A 14,701-nucleotide genomic window follows, 5' to 3' on the forward strand; every position below is an offset into this window, starting at 1 on the left:
GTCTAGTGATGCAAGGCCGCGAGGTCATCAGCCCGAGCGAGTGTTTTGTTGCGCACGCGGCGAACCGCTTACTTGACCGGTCGCTTCTCGAGCTTCCGCGCCAACGTGCGCCGATGCATGCCCAGCCGCCTCGCTGCTTCCGAGATGTTGAAATCGGTCTCGATCAGGGTCTGGTGGATGCGCTCCCATTCGAGCGTCTTGATCGAGGTTGGCCGCACGTCCAGCGCGACGTCGGCGTTGCCTTCGGCCTTGTTGAAGGCGGCTTCGATGTCGTCGGTGTTGGAGGGTTTTGCGAGATAGTGGCAGGCACCCAGCTTGATGGCCTCGACTGCCGTCGAGATGCTGGCAAAGCCTGTCAGCACAACGATCAGCATCTCCTCATCGTGGGTATGCAGCAGTTCGACGCAGGCAAGGCCCGAGGCGCCGCCGAGCTTGAGGTCGACCACGGCGTAGCCGAAGGATCTGTCCTCCAGGACCTTCCGGACGTCTTCGATCGATGCGGCGAGCACGACCTCGTAGCCGCGGCGTTCGAACGAGCGCTTCAGGGTGCGCGCAAAACCTTCGTCGTCTTCAACGACGATGAGCGAACGGTCAGGCGTCAAAGCTGTCTCCGATCGCGAGCGTGGCGAGAGGCAGCGTCAGGCGGACGGTAGCACCGCGCTTCCTGTGGTTCTCGGCGGTGACGCTGCCGCCCAGCTTGCGCACCACGTTGACCACCAGGAACAGGCCGAGCCCGCCGCCGGCGCGGTCCTTGCTCGACTGATAGGGTTTGCCGAGCTGCGCCAGCATTTCCGGCGCGAAGCCCGGGCCGCGGTCGCTGATCGAGAGCACCAGATTGTCGCCTTCGCGCTCGGCGAGCAGCTCGACCCACTCGCGCGAGACTTCATAGGCATTGTCGAGCACGTTGAAGATGACCTGCTTCAGCGCGATATCGGAGACGATCGCGACGTCCTCGCCAAAGGTGTTGACGAAATAGAGCGTCCGCGCCGAGCGGGCATCGCGCCACTCCTCGACCAGCGCGGTGACGAAGGCGGTCACCGTCGTCGGCGAGGATCCTTCGCCGCGTGCCTCGCCGGCCGACACCAGAATGCCTGTTACGATACTCTTGCAGCGCTGCAGCGAGGTCTCCATCTCCGTGAGGTCTTCGGCAAGCTCCTGATCGGCGACAAGATCGGGCATGCGGCGCCAGTCGCTGAGGATGACGGAAAGCGAGGCAAGTGGCGTGCCGAGCTCGTGCGCGGCGCCGGAGGCGAGCAGGCCCATGCGGACGATGTGATCCTGCTCGGCGGCGTGCTGGCGCAGAGCCGCCAGATGCGCATCGCGTTGGCGCAAATTCCTGTTAATGCGGGTGACGAACACGACGAGAAGAACAGCGTTGAGCACGAACCCCAGCAGCATGCCCGCGACCGTGAGGCTGTAAGTCTCGCTGATCGGGTTTGGCGGCAGATCGAGCGGGCGGTAGGCCAGCGTCAGCCAGAGGAAGCTCGCGCAACTGAGCGCCACCAGCGACCAGGTCGAGCGTGCATCGAGCAGCACCGCGCCGAGCGTGACCTGCAGCAGGAATAGCGAGGTGAAGGGATTGGTGGCGCCGCCGCTGAGGTAAAGCTGCGCGGTCAGCGCGGCGACGTCGAGCATCAAGGCGACCAGTAGCTCATTGTTGGTGATCGCGGCGCGATGGCGCACCCAGACCAGGCTCGAGACGTTGAGCAATACCAGCGCGCCGATCACCGCGCCCATCCGCTCCAAGGGCAGCGGAATGCCGAGCCCAAAATGCACGCCGCCGATCGTCACGATCTGGCCGACCACGGCGATCCAGCGCAGCTGGATCAGCAGCGCCATGTTCTTGCGGTTGGTCTCGTCGTCGGTGGGGGCAGCGCCGATCAGCTCGCTGCGCGCGTCCGCCTGCGATTGCAGCGTGACGGCCAGCTCGCCCAAATTAGTCCCGTCGTCAGGTCGGTTCGACGATCGTTCCAGCATCTGATCCCGTCCTGCGGGCGGAGGCGTCTGGGCCGCCGGCCGGTTCGTGGACGAAGCCGTTCAAGGCTTTCTTGCGGCGGAACAGCCCGCCGCGGAATGTGACGAAAAGTCTGCCAGCCAGCATGAAAGCCAGGGCAAACCACGTCAGCGCGTAGATCAGGTGGTTATTGGGAAAGCGGACCACGGTCAATCCGCCGATGGGAGCGCCAGCGGATTGTGATCCGGCGTCGGCATCGATGAAGAAGGGCGCCACATTCTGGAGATCGCGGGCCTCCGCAATCGCGGCGACATCCCGCGAATACCAGCGGTTGTGCTGGGGCACGTTGTCCCTGAGGAATCCGCCTTTCGGCTCGGTGATGCGCAAAAGTCCGCTCACCGCGACCGGGCCGTCCGGATTGCCGTCCTGGCGCGTCGATGGGTCGCGCCGCTCCGATGGTACCAAGCCGCGGTTGATCAGGACGGTGGTGCCGTCGCTGCGCAGAAGCGGCGTCAGCACCCAATAGCCGGGGCCTTCCTCGGTGACAGCCTGAACAAGCGTCTCGCGGTCATGCAGGAAGCGGCCGGAGACGCCGACATGCCGGTATTCGTCGCTTGCGGCGGTGATCGCCGGCCACGACGCCCTCGGGGGAATGGGCTGCGCAGGGGCATGAATGCGCTGCTCGACCCGGTCGATCAGCGCCAGCTTCCAGGTGCGGCGCTCGACCTGCCAGACGCCGAGGGACATCAAAACGACGAAAGCGATGAGCGAGAGGACCGTGAGCCACAGGGACGGACGCTCAGCCCTTGTGGGGCTGCGCGGTTCGTTATCCCCAGGTCTCACGGGATCGCTCACTTCATTCCCGTCATCTCGTGGATCGGCATCATGTTGCTGTTGAGGTGGTTCATCACCCACAGCGAACCGGACAGCGCGATCACCACCATCACGATGGTGAAGATCAGCGCCATCATGCTCCAGCCGTTCTCAGACTTCGGGCTCATGTGCAGGAAGTAGATCATGTGCACGACGATCTGCACGATCGCGAATGCCATGATGACGAGCGCGGTGATCTGCTTGCTCGGCAGCGTGCCGCTCATCACCAGCCAGAATGGGATCGCGGTGAGCACCACCGAGAGTACGAAACCGAGCATGTAGCCCGAGAACGTGCTGTGGGCGTGGCCGTCGTCGTGGTGATGGTCGCCTGCGTGCGCGGCGTGGGTATCGGTGCTCATCGCAGAACTCCCAGGAGATAGACGAAGGTGAAGACGCCGATCCAGACCACATCGAGGAAGTGCCAGAACATCGACAGGCACATCAGGCGGCGGCGGTTGGCCTCGATCAGGCCGAAGCGCCAGACCTGCACCATCAGCGTCACCAGCCAGATCAGGCCGCAGGATACGTGCAGGCCGTGGGTGCCGACCAGGGTGAAGAAGGCGGACAGGAAGGCGCTGCGCTGGGGCGTCGCGCCCTCATGGATCATGTGGGCGAACTCGGTGAGCTCGATGCCGATGAAGGCCGCGCCGAACAGGCCGGTGATCAGGAGCCACATCTGCGTCTGCGCGATCTTGTTCTGCTGCATCGTCAGCATGGCAAAACCGTAGGTGATCGACGACAGCAGCAGCATCGAGGTGTTCACCGCGACCAGGTTGAGGTCGAACAAATCCTTCGGTGCGGGCCCGGCGGCGTAGTTGGCGCCGAGCACGCCGAAGGCGGCGAACAGCATCGCGAAGATGAGACAGTCGCTCATCAGGTAGATCCAGAAGCCGAGCGAGGTGCTGTAGCCTTCCGGATGCGGATGTTCGTCGGCGAGATAGAAGACCGGCTCGCCGGTTTGGGTGGGATTGACAGCGACAGTCATTTACTTGGCTCCGGCGAGCAGTTTGGTGCGCGCATCCTCGGCCCGGATGACATCGTCAGCCGGAATGTCGAAGTCGCGGTGATAGTTGAAAGTGTGGCCGATCCCGACGGCGAGCATCGCGATGAAGCTCAACGCGGCCAGCCACCACATGTACCAGATCAGACCAAAACCCATCGCGGTGGCGAAGCCGGCGAGGATGATGCCGGTGCCGGTGCTGCTCGGCATGTGGATCGGCCTGAACCCGGTCAGCGGGCGCTGATAGCCGCGCTTCTTCATGTCCCACCATGCGTCATTGTCGTGAACGACGGGGGTGAAGGCGAAGTTGTAGTCCGGCGGCGGCGAGGACGTTGCCCATTCCAGCGTGCGCGCGTCCCAGAGATCGCCGGTGACGTCCTTGAGCTGCTCGCGCTTGAGGAAGGAGACCGCGAACTGCATCAGCATCGAGAGAATGCCGAGGAAGACGAGGACGGCACCGATTGCGGCGATGACGAACCAGATCTGGAGCGAGGGGTCGTCGAACACGCGCAGGCGGCGGGTCACGCCCATCAAGCCGAGTACGTAGAGCGGCATGAAGGCCATGTAGAAGCCGGTGACCCAGAACCAGAACGACATCTTGCCCCAGAACGGATCGAGCCTGAAGCCGAACGCCTTCGGGAACCAGTAGTTGATGCCGGCGAATGCTCCGAACACCACGCCGCCGATGATCACATTGTGGAAGTGCGCGATCAGGAACAGGCTGTTGTGCAGGACGAAGTCGGCGGGCGGCACCGCGAGCAGCACGCCGGTCATGCCGCCGATCACGAAAGTCAGCATGAAGGCGATCGTCCACATCATCGGCAGCTCGTAGCGGATGCGGCCGCGATACATCGTGAACAGCCAGTTGAACATCTTCGCGCCCGTCGGGATCGAGATGATCATCGTGGTGATGCCGAAGAACGAGTTGACGCTGGCGCCCGAGCCCATCGTGAAGAAGTGGTGCAGCCACACCAGGTACGACAGGATGGTGATGACGACCGTGGCGTAGACCATCGAGGTGTAGCCGAACAGCCGCTTGCCGGAGAAGGTCGAGGTGACCTCCGAGAAGATGCCGAAGGCGGGGAGAACCAGGATGTAGACTTCAGGATGTCCCCAGATCCAGATCAGGTTCACGTACATCATCGGGCTGCCGCCGAAATCGTTCGTGAAGAAGTTGGTGCCGACGTAGCGATCGAGCGAGAGCAGCGCGAGCACGACGGTCAGGACCGGGAAGGAGGCGACGATCAGGATGTTGGTGCAGAGCGAGGTCCAGGTGAACACCGGCATCCGCATCATGGTCATGCCGGGGCAGCGCAGCTTGACGATGGTGCAGATCAGGTTGATGCCCGATAGCGTCGTTCCGACGCCGGCGACCTGCAATCCCCATATGTAATAGTCGACGCCGACGTCTGGACTGTAGCCGATGTTGGACAGCGGCGGATAAGCCAGCCAGCCGGTGCGGGCGAATTCGCCGATGAACAGCGAGAGCATCACCAACACCGCGCCGCCGACCGTCATCCAGAAGCTGAAATTGTTCAGGAACGGGAACGACACGTCGCGGGCGCCGATCTGCAGCGGCACCACGAAGTTCATCAGGCCCGTCACCAGCGGCATCGCCACGAAGAAGATCATGATGACGCCGTGGGCGGTGAAGACCTGATCGTAGTGATGGGCGGGCAGGAAGCCTTCCGAGCCGTTGAATGCCATCGCCTGTTGCGCGCGCATCATGAGGGCATCGGCGAAGCCCCGCAGCAGCATCACGATGCCGAGGATCATGTACATGACGCCGATGCGCTTGTGGTCCACGCTGGTGAACCATTCGCGCCAGAGATAGCCCCAGAGACGGAAGTAGGTCAGGCCGGCGAGCAGCGTGATGCCGCCGAGCGCGACGACCGCGAAGGTGCCGACGAGGATCGGCTCGTGCAGCGGCAGCGAATCGATGCCGAGCCGGCCGAAGATGAGCTTGAGAAGATCAGGAGACATGCGAGCTCTCTTTAGGAGTCTGACTTCAGGGAGTCTGACTTGGGACGTTGTCCGAGGAAGAAGGACGGGGACTTCAGCGGCGCGAAGGTCGGCCGCTTCAGGCCGGCGCCGAGAAGCGGCGCGGTGTCGAGCGGCGCCTTGATCGACGCCGTGGTCTGGCCTTGCGGCGCATCCGGCGTACAGGTGCCGGCGACGAAAACAGGCTCGGGACCGAGGGCGGTGCCGCGGCGGGCGTACTTGTCGTAGGAGAGCGGCAGGGTGTTGTTCAGGCCCTCATGGCCGTTGCCGCCCTTGGCGTCGATCGCCATCATCTCGCTCTGGCACATCTTGCCGGTCTCGACGCACATGTTGAGGATCAGGCGGTAGAGATCGGAGTCGACCGTGCCCCAGCGGCGCACCGGCTCGTTCTCGCTGGGCTTTTCGAGCTGGAGATATTCGCCGCGGCCGAGCGAGCCGCCGGCCGATTTGGCCTGCGCGACCCAGGCGTCAAAGCCCTTGTCGTCGAGGCCCTGGAAGTTGAAGTGCATGCCGGAGAAGCCGGCACCGCTGTAGTTGGCGGAGAAGCCTTTGTAGGTGCCGGCGTGGTTCACGACCGCGTGGAGCTTCGTCTCCATGCCCGGCATCGCATAGATCTGGCCGGCGAGCGCGGGGATGTAGAACGAGTTCATCACCGAGGAGGCGGTGATACGGAAGTTGATCGGACGATCGACGGGAGCCGCCAGATCGTTGACGGTGGCGATGCCGTAGTCCGGATAGATAAAGAGCCACTTCCAATCGAGCGCGACGACATCGACCTCGAGCGGTGCCTTGGACTGGTCGATCGTGCGGTCGGCATGGATGCGGCCGAGCGTGCGATAGGGGTCGAGCAGGTGGGTGCCCATCCAGGTCAGCGCGCCCAGGCAGACGATGATCAAGAGCGGCGCCGACCAGATCACCAGTTCGAGCTTGGTCGAGTGATCCCAATCCGGCTCGTAGCGCGCCGATTTGTTGGACTGGCGGTAGCGCCAGGCGAACAGCACCGTCAGCGCCATCACGGGGACGACGATCAAAAGCATCAGGACGGTGGAGATGATGACGAGGTCGCGCTGTTGCGCTGCGATATCGCCGGCAGGCGCCAGCACGACGTAATTGCAGCCGCTAAGCGCAGCCACCAGAGGTAGCAGCGCCAGGATCTTGAGACGGGACACGGGCCGAGCCTTATGAGAATGAGTTTCCTTTGCGGGGCCAATGGGTAGCTGCGGCGCAGCAATCCGGACATTGGACAATTTGTCCAATGTTGCAGTGCGGGATGGTGGGTCAAACAAGGCCAGATTGCCTGGCGTCCCGCCGGGCGGTCGGCTTTGGTTTTCAGGACGTTAAGGGCACACGCATGGCGACGGCACAGACCCCCGCAATGGCAGACATCCACTCGGGCGAGCATGGCCACGACCAGGCCAGTCCCGGCGAGATCGCCATCGGCGTCATCATCGGCCGCACCTCGGAATTCTTCGACTTCTTCGTCTACGCGATCGCCTCGGTGATCGTGTTCCCGCGCCTCGTGTTTCCGTTCACGAGCGAGCTGACCGGCACCCTCTATTCCTTCATGATCTTCGCGCTGGCCTTCGTTGCCCGGCCGATCGGGACCGTCATTTTCATGACGGTCGACCGCGAATACGGCAAGACGGCCAAGCTGGTCTCGGCGCTGTTCCTGCTCGGCACCGCCACCGTGGCGCTCGCCTTCCTGCCCGGCTATTCCGAGATCGGCGCTGCCGCGATCTGGCTGCTGGCGCTGGCGCGTCTCGCACAGGGTCTGGCCTGGGGCGGCGCCTGGGATGGCATGGCCTCGCTGCTGGCGCTGAACGCGCCGGCCTCGCAGCGTGGCTGGTATGCGATGGTGCCGCAACTCGGTGCACCGCTCGGCCTGATCGTGGCGAGCGCGCTGTTCGCCTATTTCGCCGGCAACCTCTCGGCGGAGGATTTCTTCGACTGGGGCTGGCGCTATCCGTTCTTCGTCGCCTTCGCCATCAACGTCGTGGCGCTGTTCGCGCGCCTGCGCATGGTGACCACAGAGGAATACGCCTCGCTGTTCGAGACTCGCGAATTGCAGCCCTCGCGCATCTCCGACACCGTTGCCCGCGAAGGCCACAACATCATGCTCGGCGCGTTTGCGCCGCTGGCGAGCTTCGCGCTGTTCCACATGGTCACGGTGTTTCCGCTGTCCTGGGTGTTCCTGTTCACCCGCGAAAGCCCGGTGCGCTTCTTGATCATCGAGATCGTCGCCGCCGTGTTCGGCGTCGCCGCGATCGTGGTCTCCGGGATCATCGCCGACCGGGTCGGCCGCAAGTCGCTGCTGATGGGATCGGCGATCGCGATTGCGATCTACAGCGGCTTTGCTCCGCAGCTGCTCGATGCCGGCGCGTTTGGCGAGACCATCTACATGGTGATCGGATTCATCCTGCTCGGCCTCTCCTTCGGCCAGTCCTCGGGCGCCATCGCCTCGAACTTCAAGCAGATGTACCGCTACACGGCTTCTGCCCTGACCTCGGACATGGCCTGGCTGTTCGGCGCCGGCTTCGCGCCGCTGGTCGCGCTGCTGCTCGCGACCAATCTCGGGGTCATCGCCTCGGGTGCCTACCTGCTCTCGGGCGCGTTCTGGACCCTGCTCGCGCTCTGGCTCAGCGGCCAGCGCGAGGCGGGCGACATGGACGCGGGTAAATCTTCGAACTGACGGGAATAAAATTCGGCCGGGACGATCCTGTTTGCTGCCGCAAACAGGAGATCACATGAACGTTCGGTCGAATTCCGTCCTCCCGCGATGCACGATAAGCCTCGCCGCCGTCGCGATTGCGCTTCTGTGCGCAGCCGGGCCCGCCGGCGCGACCGGCAATGCCGCGCGCGGCCAGACGCTCTACAAGGGGTGCGCCGACTGCCACTCGATCAACGAGAACGGCGTCGGTCCGATGCACAAGGGTGTGGTCGGGCGCAAGGCGGGCAGCGTTCCCGGCTATGACTACTCGCCCGATCTGAAGAACTCGGGGATCGTCTGGACCGAGGAAAACCTCGACAAATGGCTGACCGGGCCGCAAGCCATGGTGCCGGAAACCAAGATGTTCTTCGATGTGCCGGACGCGCAGGATCGCGCCGATATCATCGCGTATTTGAAAGAGAAGGCCAAGTAGAGCGGCGGAGCAGATCTCGTAGGGTGGGCAAAGCGAAGCGTGCCCACCATCTGTCGCCATCATTGATGGATCGTGGGCACGGCGCGTTGCGCCTTTGCCCACCCTACGGCACTGTCTTCGTCGTTGAAATCCCAAGTCCGCTCAACGCACGTCAATCCGTCACGATCTTCACGCGGTCGCGCACCTTTACCTGTGCGGTGCGATCGAGGCCGTTCAGTACACGAAATCGCTCGGTGGGATGATCGACGCCGGCCATGCGGTGGGACAGCGATTCCACGGTGTCGCCGGGCTGCACGGTGATGACCTTGATGCGCAGCGGGCGCGCGGCCTGGATCTCTTCGAGTGTCAGGCGGCGGAATGAATTGACGGTCTCGCGTGCATTGCGCTCGCTCTCGGTCGATTTCTGCCGTGTGGCGAAGATGAAGCGATAGACATCGCTGCCGAAGCGCAGCGCATAGACCTTGAACTGCCACTGGTCGCCCTTGGCGGTCGCGGACGCAGCCGGGAAACCGTTGATGCTGAGGTCCTCGGTGGATGCCTTCTCGACACCCTCCATCCAGCCGGAATTGAGATAGTCGCCGAGCGACTGCTCGGCCGGCACGCGCACGACGTCGAAACGCATCGCCTGCGAGCCGCCCTCGCGCACGCCGATCACAGCCTGTGCGGTGTTGTCGAGCGTGAAATTATCGGGCGCTTGGAAGGTGAAGCCGAGCTTCGGATGCAGGAATCTGCGGCCGCGGACAAAGCCTTCGCTTGGGTCCTCGCCATAGACGAGGTTATCGATCGCGGCGAGATAGCTCTCGCGGTCGCGCTCGCCGCCCTCAGGCGCCGTATATTGCCGCGCGATCGTCTGCGCGTTCTGCACTCGTTCGGGCGTTGCCGGATGCGACGACGTGAAATCCTGCGCGCGCGGGTCGAGCGAGTTCTTGCCGGCTTTGAGCTCGGCATTGCGCTCCATCGCCGAGAGGAACCGCGCCGCACCATAGGGATCGAAATGCGCTTTGGCGGAGATGGCGACGCCGATGCCGTCAGCCTCGAATTCCTGGTTGCGCGAAAAGCTCGCCATGGTGAGCTTGGTCTTGGCGAGCGCGAGCGCGGTGAGATCGGGGTCGTTGCTCATGTCGGTGACGACGCGCGTCACGATCGCCGCCTGGCGGGCCTGATCCTCGCGCATCGCGGCGTGCTTGGACAGCACATGCGCCATCTCGTGGCTGAGCACCGAGGACAATTCCGACGTATCGCTCGCAAGCGCAAGCAGCCCGCGCGTGACATAGAGCTGGCCGTTCGGAAGCGCGAAGGCGTTTACCGCGCCAGAATTGAGGATGGTAACCTTGTAGCCCTGGTCGGGGTGATCGGACGCTGCAACCAGCCGGTCGACCGTCTTGCTGACCAGTGATTCGAGCTTGGGGTCGTCATAGGTGCCGCCATAGCTCGCCAGGATGCGCTCGTGTTCCTTCTCCGTGGCGGGGGTCTGGGCGACCGCCGGCTTGGGTTTGGGCATCGCGACGGTCGGTGGGGCCGCAGCGGTCTGGAACCGGCCCATGTCGCCGCAACCGGCCAGCGCGGTACCCAGCGCAAGGCAAAGCACGGCCGGCGCAGCCCGCAGGCGGCGGCCATCACCTCGTCCGTGCCGTTCTAGCACCCCATTCACGTCGCTTAACCCGTGTGCCTGGCCCTTGTTTAGGGCCTTACCCCTGTCGGCTCGCTTGCGCCCAGCAACTCGACTTGTCCCACGAGGCGCACATCGATACGCGGCCCCATCGTCCCCTCAACCCAGCCCCTGACGCGAACTCGCTTATTTTCCAGGGACTTAACGGTCATCCCGGCGCTTTCGAACGCCGGCAGATTGCGCTTTGAAATAGTCGCGGCAAAGCCGCGTGTCCAGCTTCGTCCGAAGTTGAGGTAGGTCATTGCCCCAGCTTGCCGGACCGACAGGACTTTGCCCTCGACCACCATAAAGCGCCCAATCCCGGCCAAAATATCGTCCGGACTTTCCGCGTTTTTTATGGCCGACGGGTCAGCCCAACTGCCCTTTTTTTGGCGCCGTGCCTCGGCCTCCGACGCCATCAGGGCGGTCGCGCAGTCCCTGTCGGCGATCTCGGCCGAGACGAGGGCATCGCCCTGGGCGAGCAGGATGGCCTGCACGGAGGTGTCGCTGTCCCCGATGAACACCAATGCGCCCTGGCGACCGTAGCGATCCGGCGTGTCATCGGTGCCGCGCAAGGTTATCTCGCGACCGGTGAGCAGCGTGGTCAGAGCCTGCTTCGTCGTTGCTGTCGCCTCGATCCCGGTGAGGCGGACTTCGCGGCCATCGTCGAGACGGACGCTGCGCGCATCGACGACCGCGGCGAAGCGACCGTCGCCCTGAGCCTCGAACTGGCACGGTGTCGCGTTCGCCGCGTGACCTGCGACGAGAAATAATCCGACGATGAGTTGAAGCCGTTGCGTCACATGACCCGGAGAGGTTGCGTTTCGCGTTGATGTTAACCCAAGCGCTTTGAGGCGCGAAGAGACTTCCTCGCACTCCGTCATTGCGAGCGCAGCGAAGCAATCCAGAGTATTTCCACGGAGGGATTCTGGATTGCTTCGCTGCGCTCGCAATGACGTGGCGACATCCATACGTCTTTCCGCTTTGCGGAAAACACGTGCGGCAATCGTGCTCTCGTGACGCACCTGCGCTTGCTGCGCTCTTGCGCATGCGGCATGATCGGGAGAATAGCAATAATGAAGCCGCCATCAGAGACAGGCAATCAAGGGAGGTTGATTTCCATGAAGCATATTTTGTCGGGCATTTTTGCCGCAGCGTTTGCCCTCAGCGCGAGCGCCGCGCAGACCCAGGACAAGCCTCCCCTGAAGATCGGCGGCATCCTCGACATGTCGAGCCTTTATGCCGATATCACCGGCCCCGGCAGCGAGACCGCCGCCAAGATGGCGGTGGAAGATTTCGGCGGCGAGGTGCTGGGACGCAAGATCGAGGTGCTGGCGGCTGACCATCAGAACAAGGCTGACCTTGCCGCCAACATCGCGCGCGACATGCTCGACAATCAGGGCGTCGAGATGATCTATGACGTCGCGGCCTCCGCCACCGCGCTCGCCGCGGGTGAGATCGCGAAGGCGCGTAACAAGATCATCATGTTCAACGGTCCGGGCTCGATCCGTCTCTCCAACGAAGCTTGCGGTCCCACCACCATCCACTACGTGTTCGACACTTACGGCCAGGCCAACGTCACCGGCCTTGCGGCCGTGAAGTCGGGTCTCGACACCTGGTTCTTTCTCACCGCCGACTATGCCTTCGGCCAGGACCTGGAGAAGGACACCAGTGCGGTCGTGACCAAGACCGGCGGCAAGGTGCTCGGCAGCGTGCGCCATCCGCTCAACACGTCCGATTTCTCCTCCTTCCTGCTGCAGGCGCAGGCCTCGAAGGCGAAGGTGATCGGGCTTGCCAATGCCGGCGGCGACACCGTCAATGCCATCAAGCAGTCGGCCGAGTTCGGCATCATGAAAGGCGGCCAGAAGGTTTCGCCGCTGCTGGCCTTTGTCACCGACATCGACTCGATCGGGCTTGAGACCGCGCAGGGCTTGCTGCTGGCCGAAGCCTTCTACTGGGATATGAACGACGAGACGCGCGCTTTCTCGAAGCGCTTTCAGGAGCGCGTCAAGCGGCCGCCGACCTCGGCACAGGCCGGCGTCTATTCTTCCGTCACGCATTATCTGAAGGCGGTGAAGGCGGCGGGCACGACCGATGCGGCCGCGGTGATGAAGGTGATGAAGGAGACGCCGATCAACGACTTCTTCGCTCACAACGGCAAGATCCGCGAGGACGGCCGCATGGTGCATGACATGTACCTGTTCGAGGTGAAGAAGCCGTCGGAGTCCAAGGGCCGCTGGGACGACTACAAGCTGCTCGCCACCGTGCCCGGCAGCGAGGCGTTCCAGTCGCTGGAGCAGTCGCGCTGCCCGCTGGTCAAAAAGTAAGCGCCGTCATTGCGAGCGAAGCGAAGCAATCCACAGATGCTTCGGTAGAGGCGGTCTGGATTGCTTCGTCGCTTCGCTCCTCGCAATGACGATGTGGTGATAGCCCGATCAAACAACAACAGAGGAAACGTCCCATGAACGACATGGTCCTGCAAAAGCTCGAAGGCGGGCTGCTCACCATCACCATGAACCGCCCCGAGCGGAAGAACGCGCTCAACCCCGAGATGGTCGCTGGCCTCGTCGAGGCGGCGCGGCGCGCGGCCGACGATCCCGAGGTGCGGGCGGTGTTGTTCAAGGGCGCGGGCGGTTCGTTCTGCGTCGGCGGTGACGTCAAGTCGATGGCCGCCGGCCGCGCACCATTGCCATTCGAACAGAAGCTTGCGAACCTTCGCCGCGGCATGGAGGTCTCGCGCATCCTGCACCAGATGCCGAAACCGGTGGTGGCGCAGCTCGATGGTGCCGCGGCCGGCGCCGGCCTGTCGATGGCGCTGTCCTGCGATCTCCGCATCGCCAGCGAGTCCTGCAAGATCACGACCGCTTTCGCCAAGGTCGGATTCTCCGGCGACTACGGCGGCACCTATTTCCTGACCCAGCTGCTCGGCAGCGCGCGGGCGCGCGAGCTCTATCTGATGTCGCCGGTGCTGACCGCGAAGGAAGCGCATGCGATCGGCATGGTGACCAAGGTCGTGCCCGACGCCGAGATCGACGCTGCCGCGCACGAGGTCGCGCTGTCGCTGGCACAAGGTCCCTCGATCGCGCTCGGCTTCATCAAGCGCAACATCAACAATGCAGAGCATCTGCCCCTCGAGGACTGCTTCGACGGCGAGGCGATCCATCACACCCGCTGTGGCGACACCGACGATCACAAGGAGGCGGCGAAAGCTTTCGTCGAGAAGCGCAAGCCCGCCTTCAGGGGCGCATGATGACGGCGTCCTATATGCGGCTGCGGCAGATTTGTCTCGTCGCACCGCACCTTGAGCCCGTCACCTCCGATATCACCGAGATCATGGGCCTTTCCGTCTGCTATCGCGACGGCAATGTCGCCAAATACGGCCTGGAGAATGCACTGCTGCCGGTCGATACGATCCTGCTGGAGGTCGTCGCGCCGTTCAAGGACGGCACCACCGCTGGCCGCTTCATCGAGAAGACCGGCGGCCGCGGCGGCTACATGGCGATCTTCTGCTGCAATGATCCGGACGAACGCGGCCGCCATGCGAATGCGATGGGCGTGCGCACGGCGAACGTGATCGACCACGCGCCCTATCATGGCGTTCAGCTCCACCCCCGCGACTGCCGCGCCGCCTTCATCGAGTTCAACCACACCGAAGGCAGCGACGACATTCTGGGCGCGTACCCGCCGGCCGGTCCCAACTGGCAAAGCTTCATCCGCAAGGATGTGACGCTGGCGCTCACGGCCGTGGAGATGCAGAGCCCGGATCCTCAGGGACTGGCGGCGCATTGGGGCAAGATCATCGGGGTGGCGCCGAATGACGAGACTGAATTGAAGCTGCCTAATGCGACTTTCCGGTTCGTCAAGGGCGCGAACGAGGTCATGAGCGCGCTGGAGTTTCGGGTCGCTGACGTGGCCCAGGTGCTGCATGCCGCCAAGGCGAAGGGGCTCGCGGTTGCGGGTAACGAGTTTCTGCTCGGCGGGGTGACGTTCCGCGTCAGTTGATTCTCTATTCGTGATCCGTCACCCTGAGGTGCTCGCCTCTTCGGCGAGCCTCGAAGGGCGACGGCCACTAGCCGGGCCGTTCA

Annotated in this window: 14 protein-coding genes; 5 read left to right on the top strand and 9 right to left on the bottom strand. The window is 63.7% G+C overall.

The features are described 5' to 3' along the window. Positions 1-68: 68 nt before the first annotated feature. The 7 genes from XH89_RS03270 to cyoA all read right to left on the bottom strand — a co-directional run bounded on the left by XH89_RS03270 (position 69) and on the right by cyoA (position 6,997). A complete protein-coding gene (locus XH89_RS03270) occupies positions 69-602 on the bottom strand; it encodes a response regulator transcription factor (RefSeq protein WP_194465707.1) in 534 nt (177 codons plus the stop codon). Further along, positions 592-1,977, bottom strand: a complete 1,386-nt coding sequence (locus XH89_RS03275; protein ID WP_194465708.1) for an ATP-binding protein — start codon at positions 1,975-1,977, stop codon at positions 592-594. The genes XH89_RS03270 and XH89_RS03275 overlap by 11 nt, the downstream gene beginning before the upstream one ends. Continuing rightward, positions 1,949-2,701, bottom strand: coding sequence for an SURF1 family protein (locus tag XH89_RS03280; RefSeq protein ID WP_371825194.1), 753 nt, complete (start codon positions 2,699-2,701; stop codon positions 1,949-1,951). Before XH89_RS03280 ends, XH89_RS03275 begins: the two co-directional genes overlap by 29 nt. Before the next feature lie 104 nt (positions 2,702-2,805). Beyond that, a complete protein-coding gene (gene cyoD, locus XH89_RS03285) occupies positions 2,806-3,186 on the bottom strand; it encodes a cytochrome o ubiquinol oxidase subunit IV (RefSeq protein WP_194465710.1) in 381 nt (126 codons plus the stop codon). Continuing rightward, positions 3,183-3,812 carry a cytochrome o ubiquinol oxidase subunit III gene (cyoC, locus tag XH89_RS03290; RefSeq protein WP_057747468.1) on the bottom strand — a complete coding sequence of 210 codons (630 nt, stop codon included), beginning with the start codon at positions 3,810-3,812 and terminating at the stop codon, positions 3,183-3,185. Before cyoC ends, cyoD begins: the two co-directional genes overlap by 4 nt. Further along, a complete protein-coding gene (gene cyoB, locus XH89_RS03295; RefSeq protein ID WP_194465711.1) occupies positions 3,813-5,810 on the bottom strand; it encodes a cytochrome o ubiquinol oxidase subunit I in 1,998 nt (665 codons plus the stop codon). Positions 5,811-5,821: 11 nt separating this feature from the next. After that, positions 5,822-6,997: a ubiquinol oxidase subunit II gene (gene cyoA / locus XH89_RS03300; protein WP_194465712.1), complete on the bottom strand. Its 1,176-nt coding sequence runs from the start codon at positions 6,995-6,997 to the stop codon at positions 5,822-5,824. A gap of 182 nt (positions 6,998-7,179) precedes the next feature. On the opposite strand from cyoA, the gene XH89_RS03305 reads away from it, so the two are divergent. Continuing rightward, complete coding sequence (locus XH89_RS03305) at positions 7,180-8,517, top strand: MFS transporter (RefSeq protein WP_194465713.1); 1,338 nt, start codon at positions 7,180-7,182, stop codon at positions 8,515-8,517. 55 nt (positions 8,518-8,572) lie between these two features. After that, complete coding sequence (locus XH89_RS03310; protein ID WP_194465714.1) at positions 8,573-8,968, top strand: cytochrome c family protein; 396 nt, start codon at positions 8,573-8,575, stop codon at positions 8,966-8,968. 151 nt (positions 8,969-9,119) lie between these two features. Here XH89_RS03310 and XH89_RS03315 read toward each other — a convergent pair whose 3' ends face one another. Continuing rightward, positions 9,120-10,511 (bottom strand): M48 family metalloprotease, encoded by a 1,392-nt coding sequence (locus XH89_RS03315; protein ID WP_246767931.1) that lies wholly within the window; start codon positions 10,509-10,511, stop codon positions 9,120-9,122. Positions 10,512-10,648: 137 nt separating this feature from the next. Further along, positions 10,649-11,500, bottom strand: a complete 852-nt coding sequence (locus XH89_RS03320) for a thermonuclease family protein (RefSeq protein ID WP_194468355.1) — start codon at positions 11,498-11,500, stop codon at positions 10,649-10,651. Between the two features lie 237 nt (positions 11,501-11,737). On the opposite strand from XH89_RS03320, the gene XH89_RS03325 reads away from it, so the two are divergent. The 3 genes from XH89_RS03325 (at position 11,738) to XH89_RS03335 (ending at position 14,618) form a co-directional block, all read left to right on the top strand. Continuing rightward, positions 11,738-12,943 carry an ABC transporter substrate-binding protein gene (locus XH89_RS03325; protein ID WP_194465715.1) on the top strand — a complete coding sequence of 402 codons (1,206 nt, stop codon included), beginning with the start codon at positions 11,738-11,740 and terminating at the stop codon, positions 12,941-12,943. Between the two features lie 134 nt (positions 12,944-13,077). Next, positions 13,078-13,866 (top strand): enoyl-CoA hydratase, encoded by a 789-nt coding sequence (locus tag XH89_RS03330; RefSeq protein WP_194465716.1) that lies wholly within the window; start codon positions 13,078-13,080, stop codon positions 13,864-13,866. Further along, positions 13,863-14,618 carry a hypothetical protein gene (locus tag XH89_RS03335; RefSeq protein ID WP_194465717.1) on the top strand — a complete coding sequence of 252 codons (756 nt, stop codon included), beginning with the start codon at positions 13,863-13,865 and terminating at the stop codon, positions 14,616-14,618. Before XH89_RS03330 ends, XH89_RS03335 begins: the two co-directional genes overlap by 4 nt. Positions 14,619-14,701 lie beyond the last annotated feature (83 nt).

The sequence above is a fragment of the Bradyrhizobium sp. CCBAU 53340 genome, from assembly GCF_015291645.1.
Classification (GTDB): domain Bacteria; phylum Pseudomonadota; class Alphaproteobacteria; order Rhizobiales; family Xanthobacteraceae; genus Bradyrhizobium.

Bases quoted from the DNA above. Each gene is read 5' to 3' on its own strand.
- XH89_RS03320 (WP_194468355.1), bottom strand. From the start codon at position 11,500: ATGACGGAGTGCGAGGAAGTCTCTTCGCGCCTCAAAGCGCTTGGGTTA.
- XH89_RS03315 (WP_246767931.1), bottom strand. From the start codon at position 10,511: ATGGGCCGGTTCCAGACCGCTGCGGCCCCACCGACCGTCGCGATGCCC.
- XH89_RS03330 (WP_194465716.1), top strand. From the start codon at position 13,078: ATGAACGACATGGTCCTGCAAAAGCTCGAAGGCGGGCTGCTCACCATC.
- XH89_RS03335 (WP_194465717.1), top strand. From the start codon at position 13,863: ATGATGACGGCGTCCTATATGCGGCTGCGGCAGATTTGTCTCGTCGCA.
- XH89_RS03275 (WP_194465708.1), bottom strand. From the start codon at position 1,977: ATGCTGGAACGATCGTCGAACCGACCTGACGACGGGACTAATTTGGGC.
- XH89_RS03325 (WP_194465715.1), top strand. From the start codon at position 11,738: ATGAAGCATATTTTGTCGGGCATTTTTGCCGCAGCGTTTGCCCTCAGC.
- XH89_RS03280 (WP_371825194.1), bottom strand. From the start codon at position 2,701: ATGTCCCTCGGCGTCTGGCAGGTCGAGCGCCGCACCTGGAAGCTGGCG.
- XH89_RS03310 (WP_194465714.1), top strand. From the start codon at position 8,573: ATGAACGTTCGGTCGAATTCCGTCCTCCCGCGATGCACGATAAGCCTC.
- cyoC (WP_057747468.1), bottom strand. From the start codon at position 3,812: ATGACTGTCGCTGTCAATCCCACCCAAACCGGCGAGCCGGTCTTCTAT.
- cyoB (WP_194465711.1), bottom strand. From the start codon at position 5,810: ATGTCTCCTGATCTTCTCAAGCTCATCTTCGGCCGGCTCGGCATCGAT.
- XH89_RS03305 (WP_194465713.1), top strand. From the start codon at position 7,180: ATGGCGACGGCACAGACCCCCGCAATGGCAGACATCCACTCGGGCGAG.
- cyoD (WP_194465710.1), bottom strand. From the start codon at position 3,186: ATGAGCACCGATACCCACGCCGCGCACGCAGGCGACCATCACCACGAC.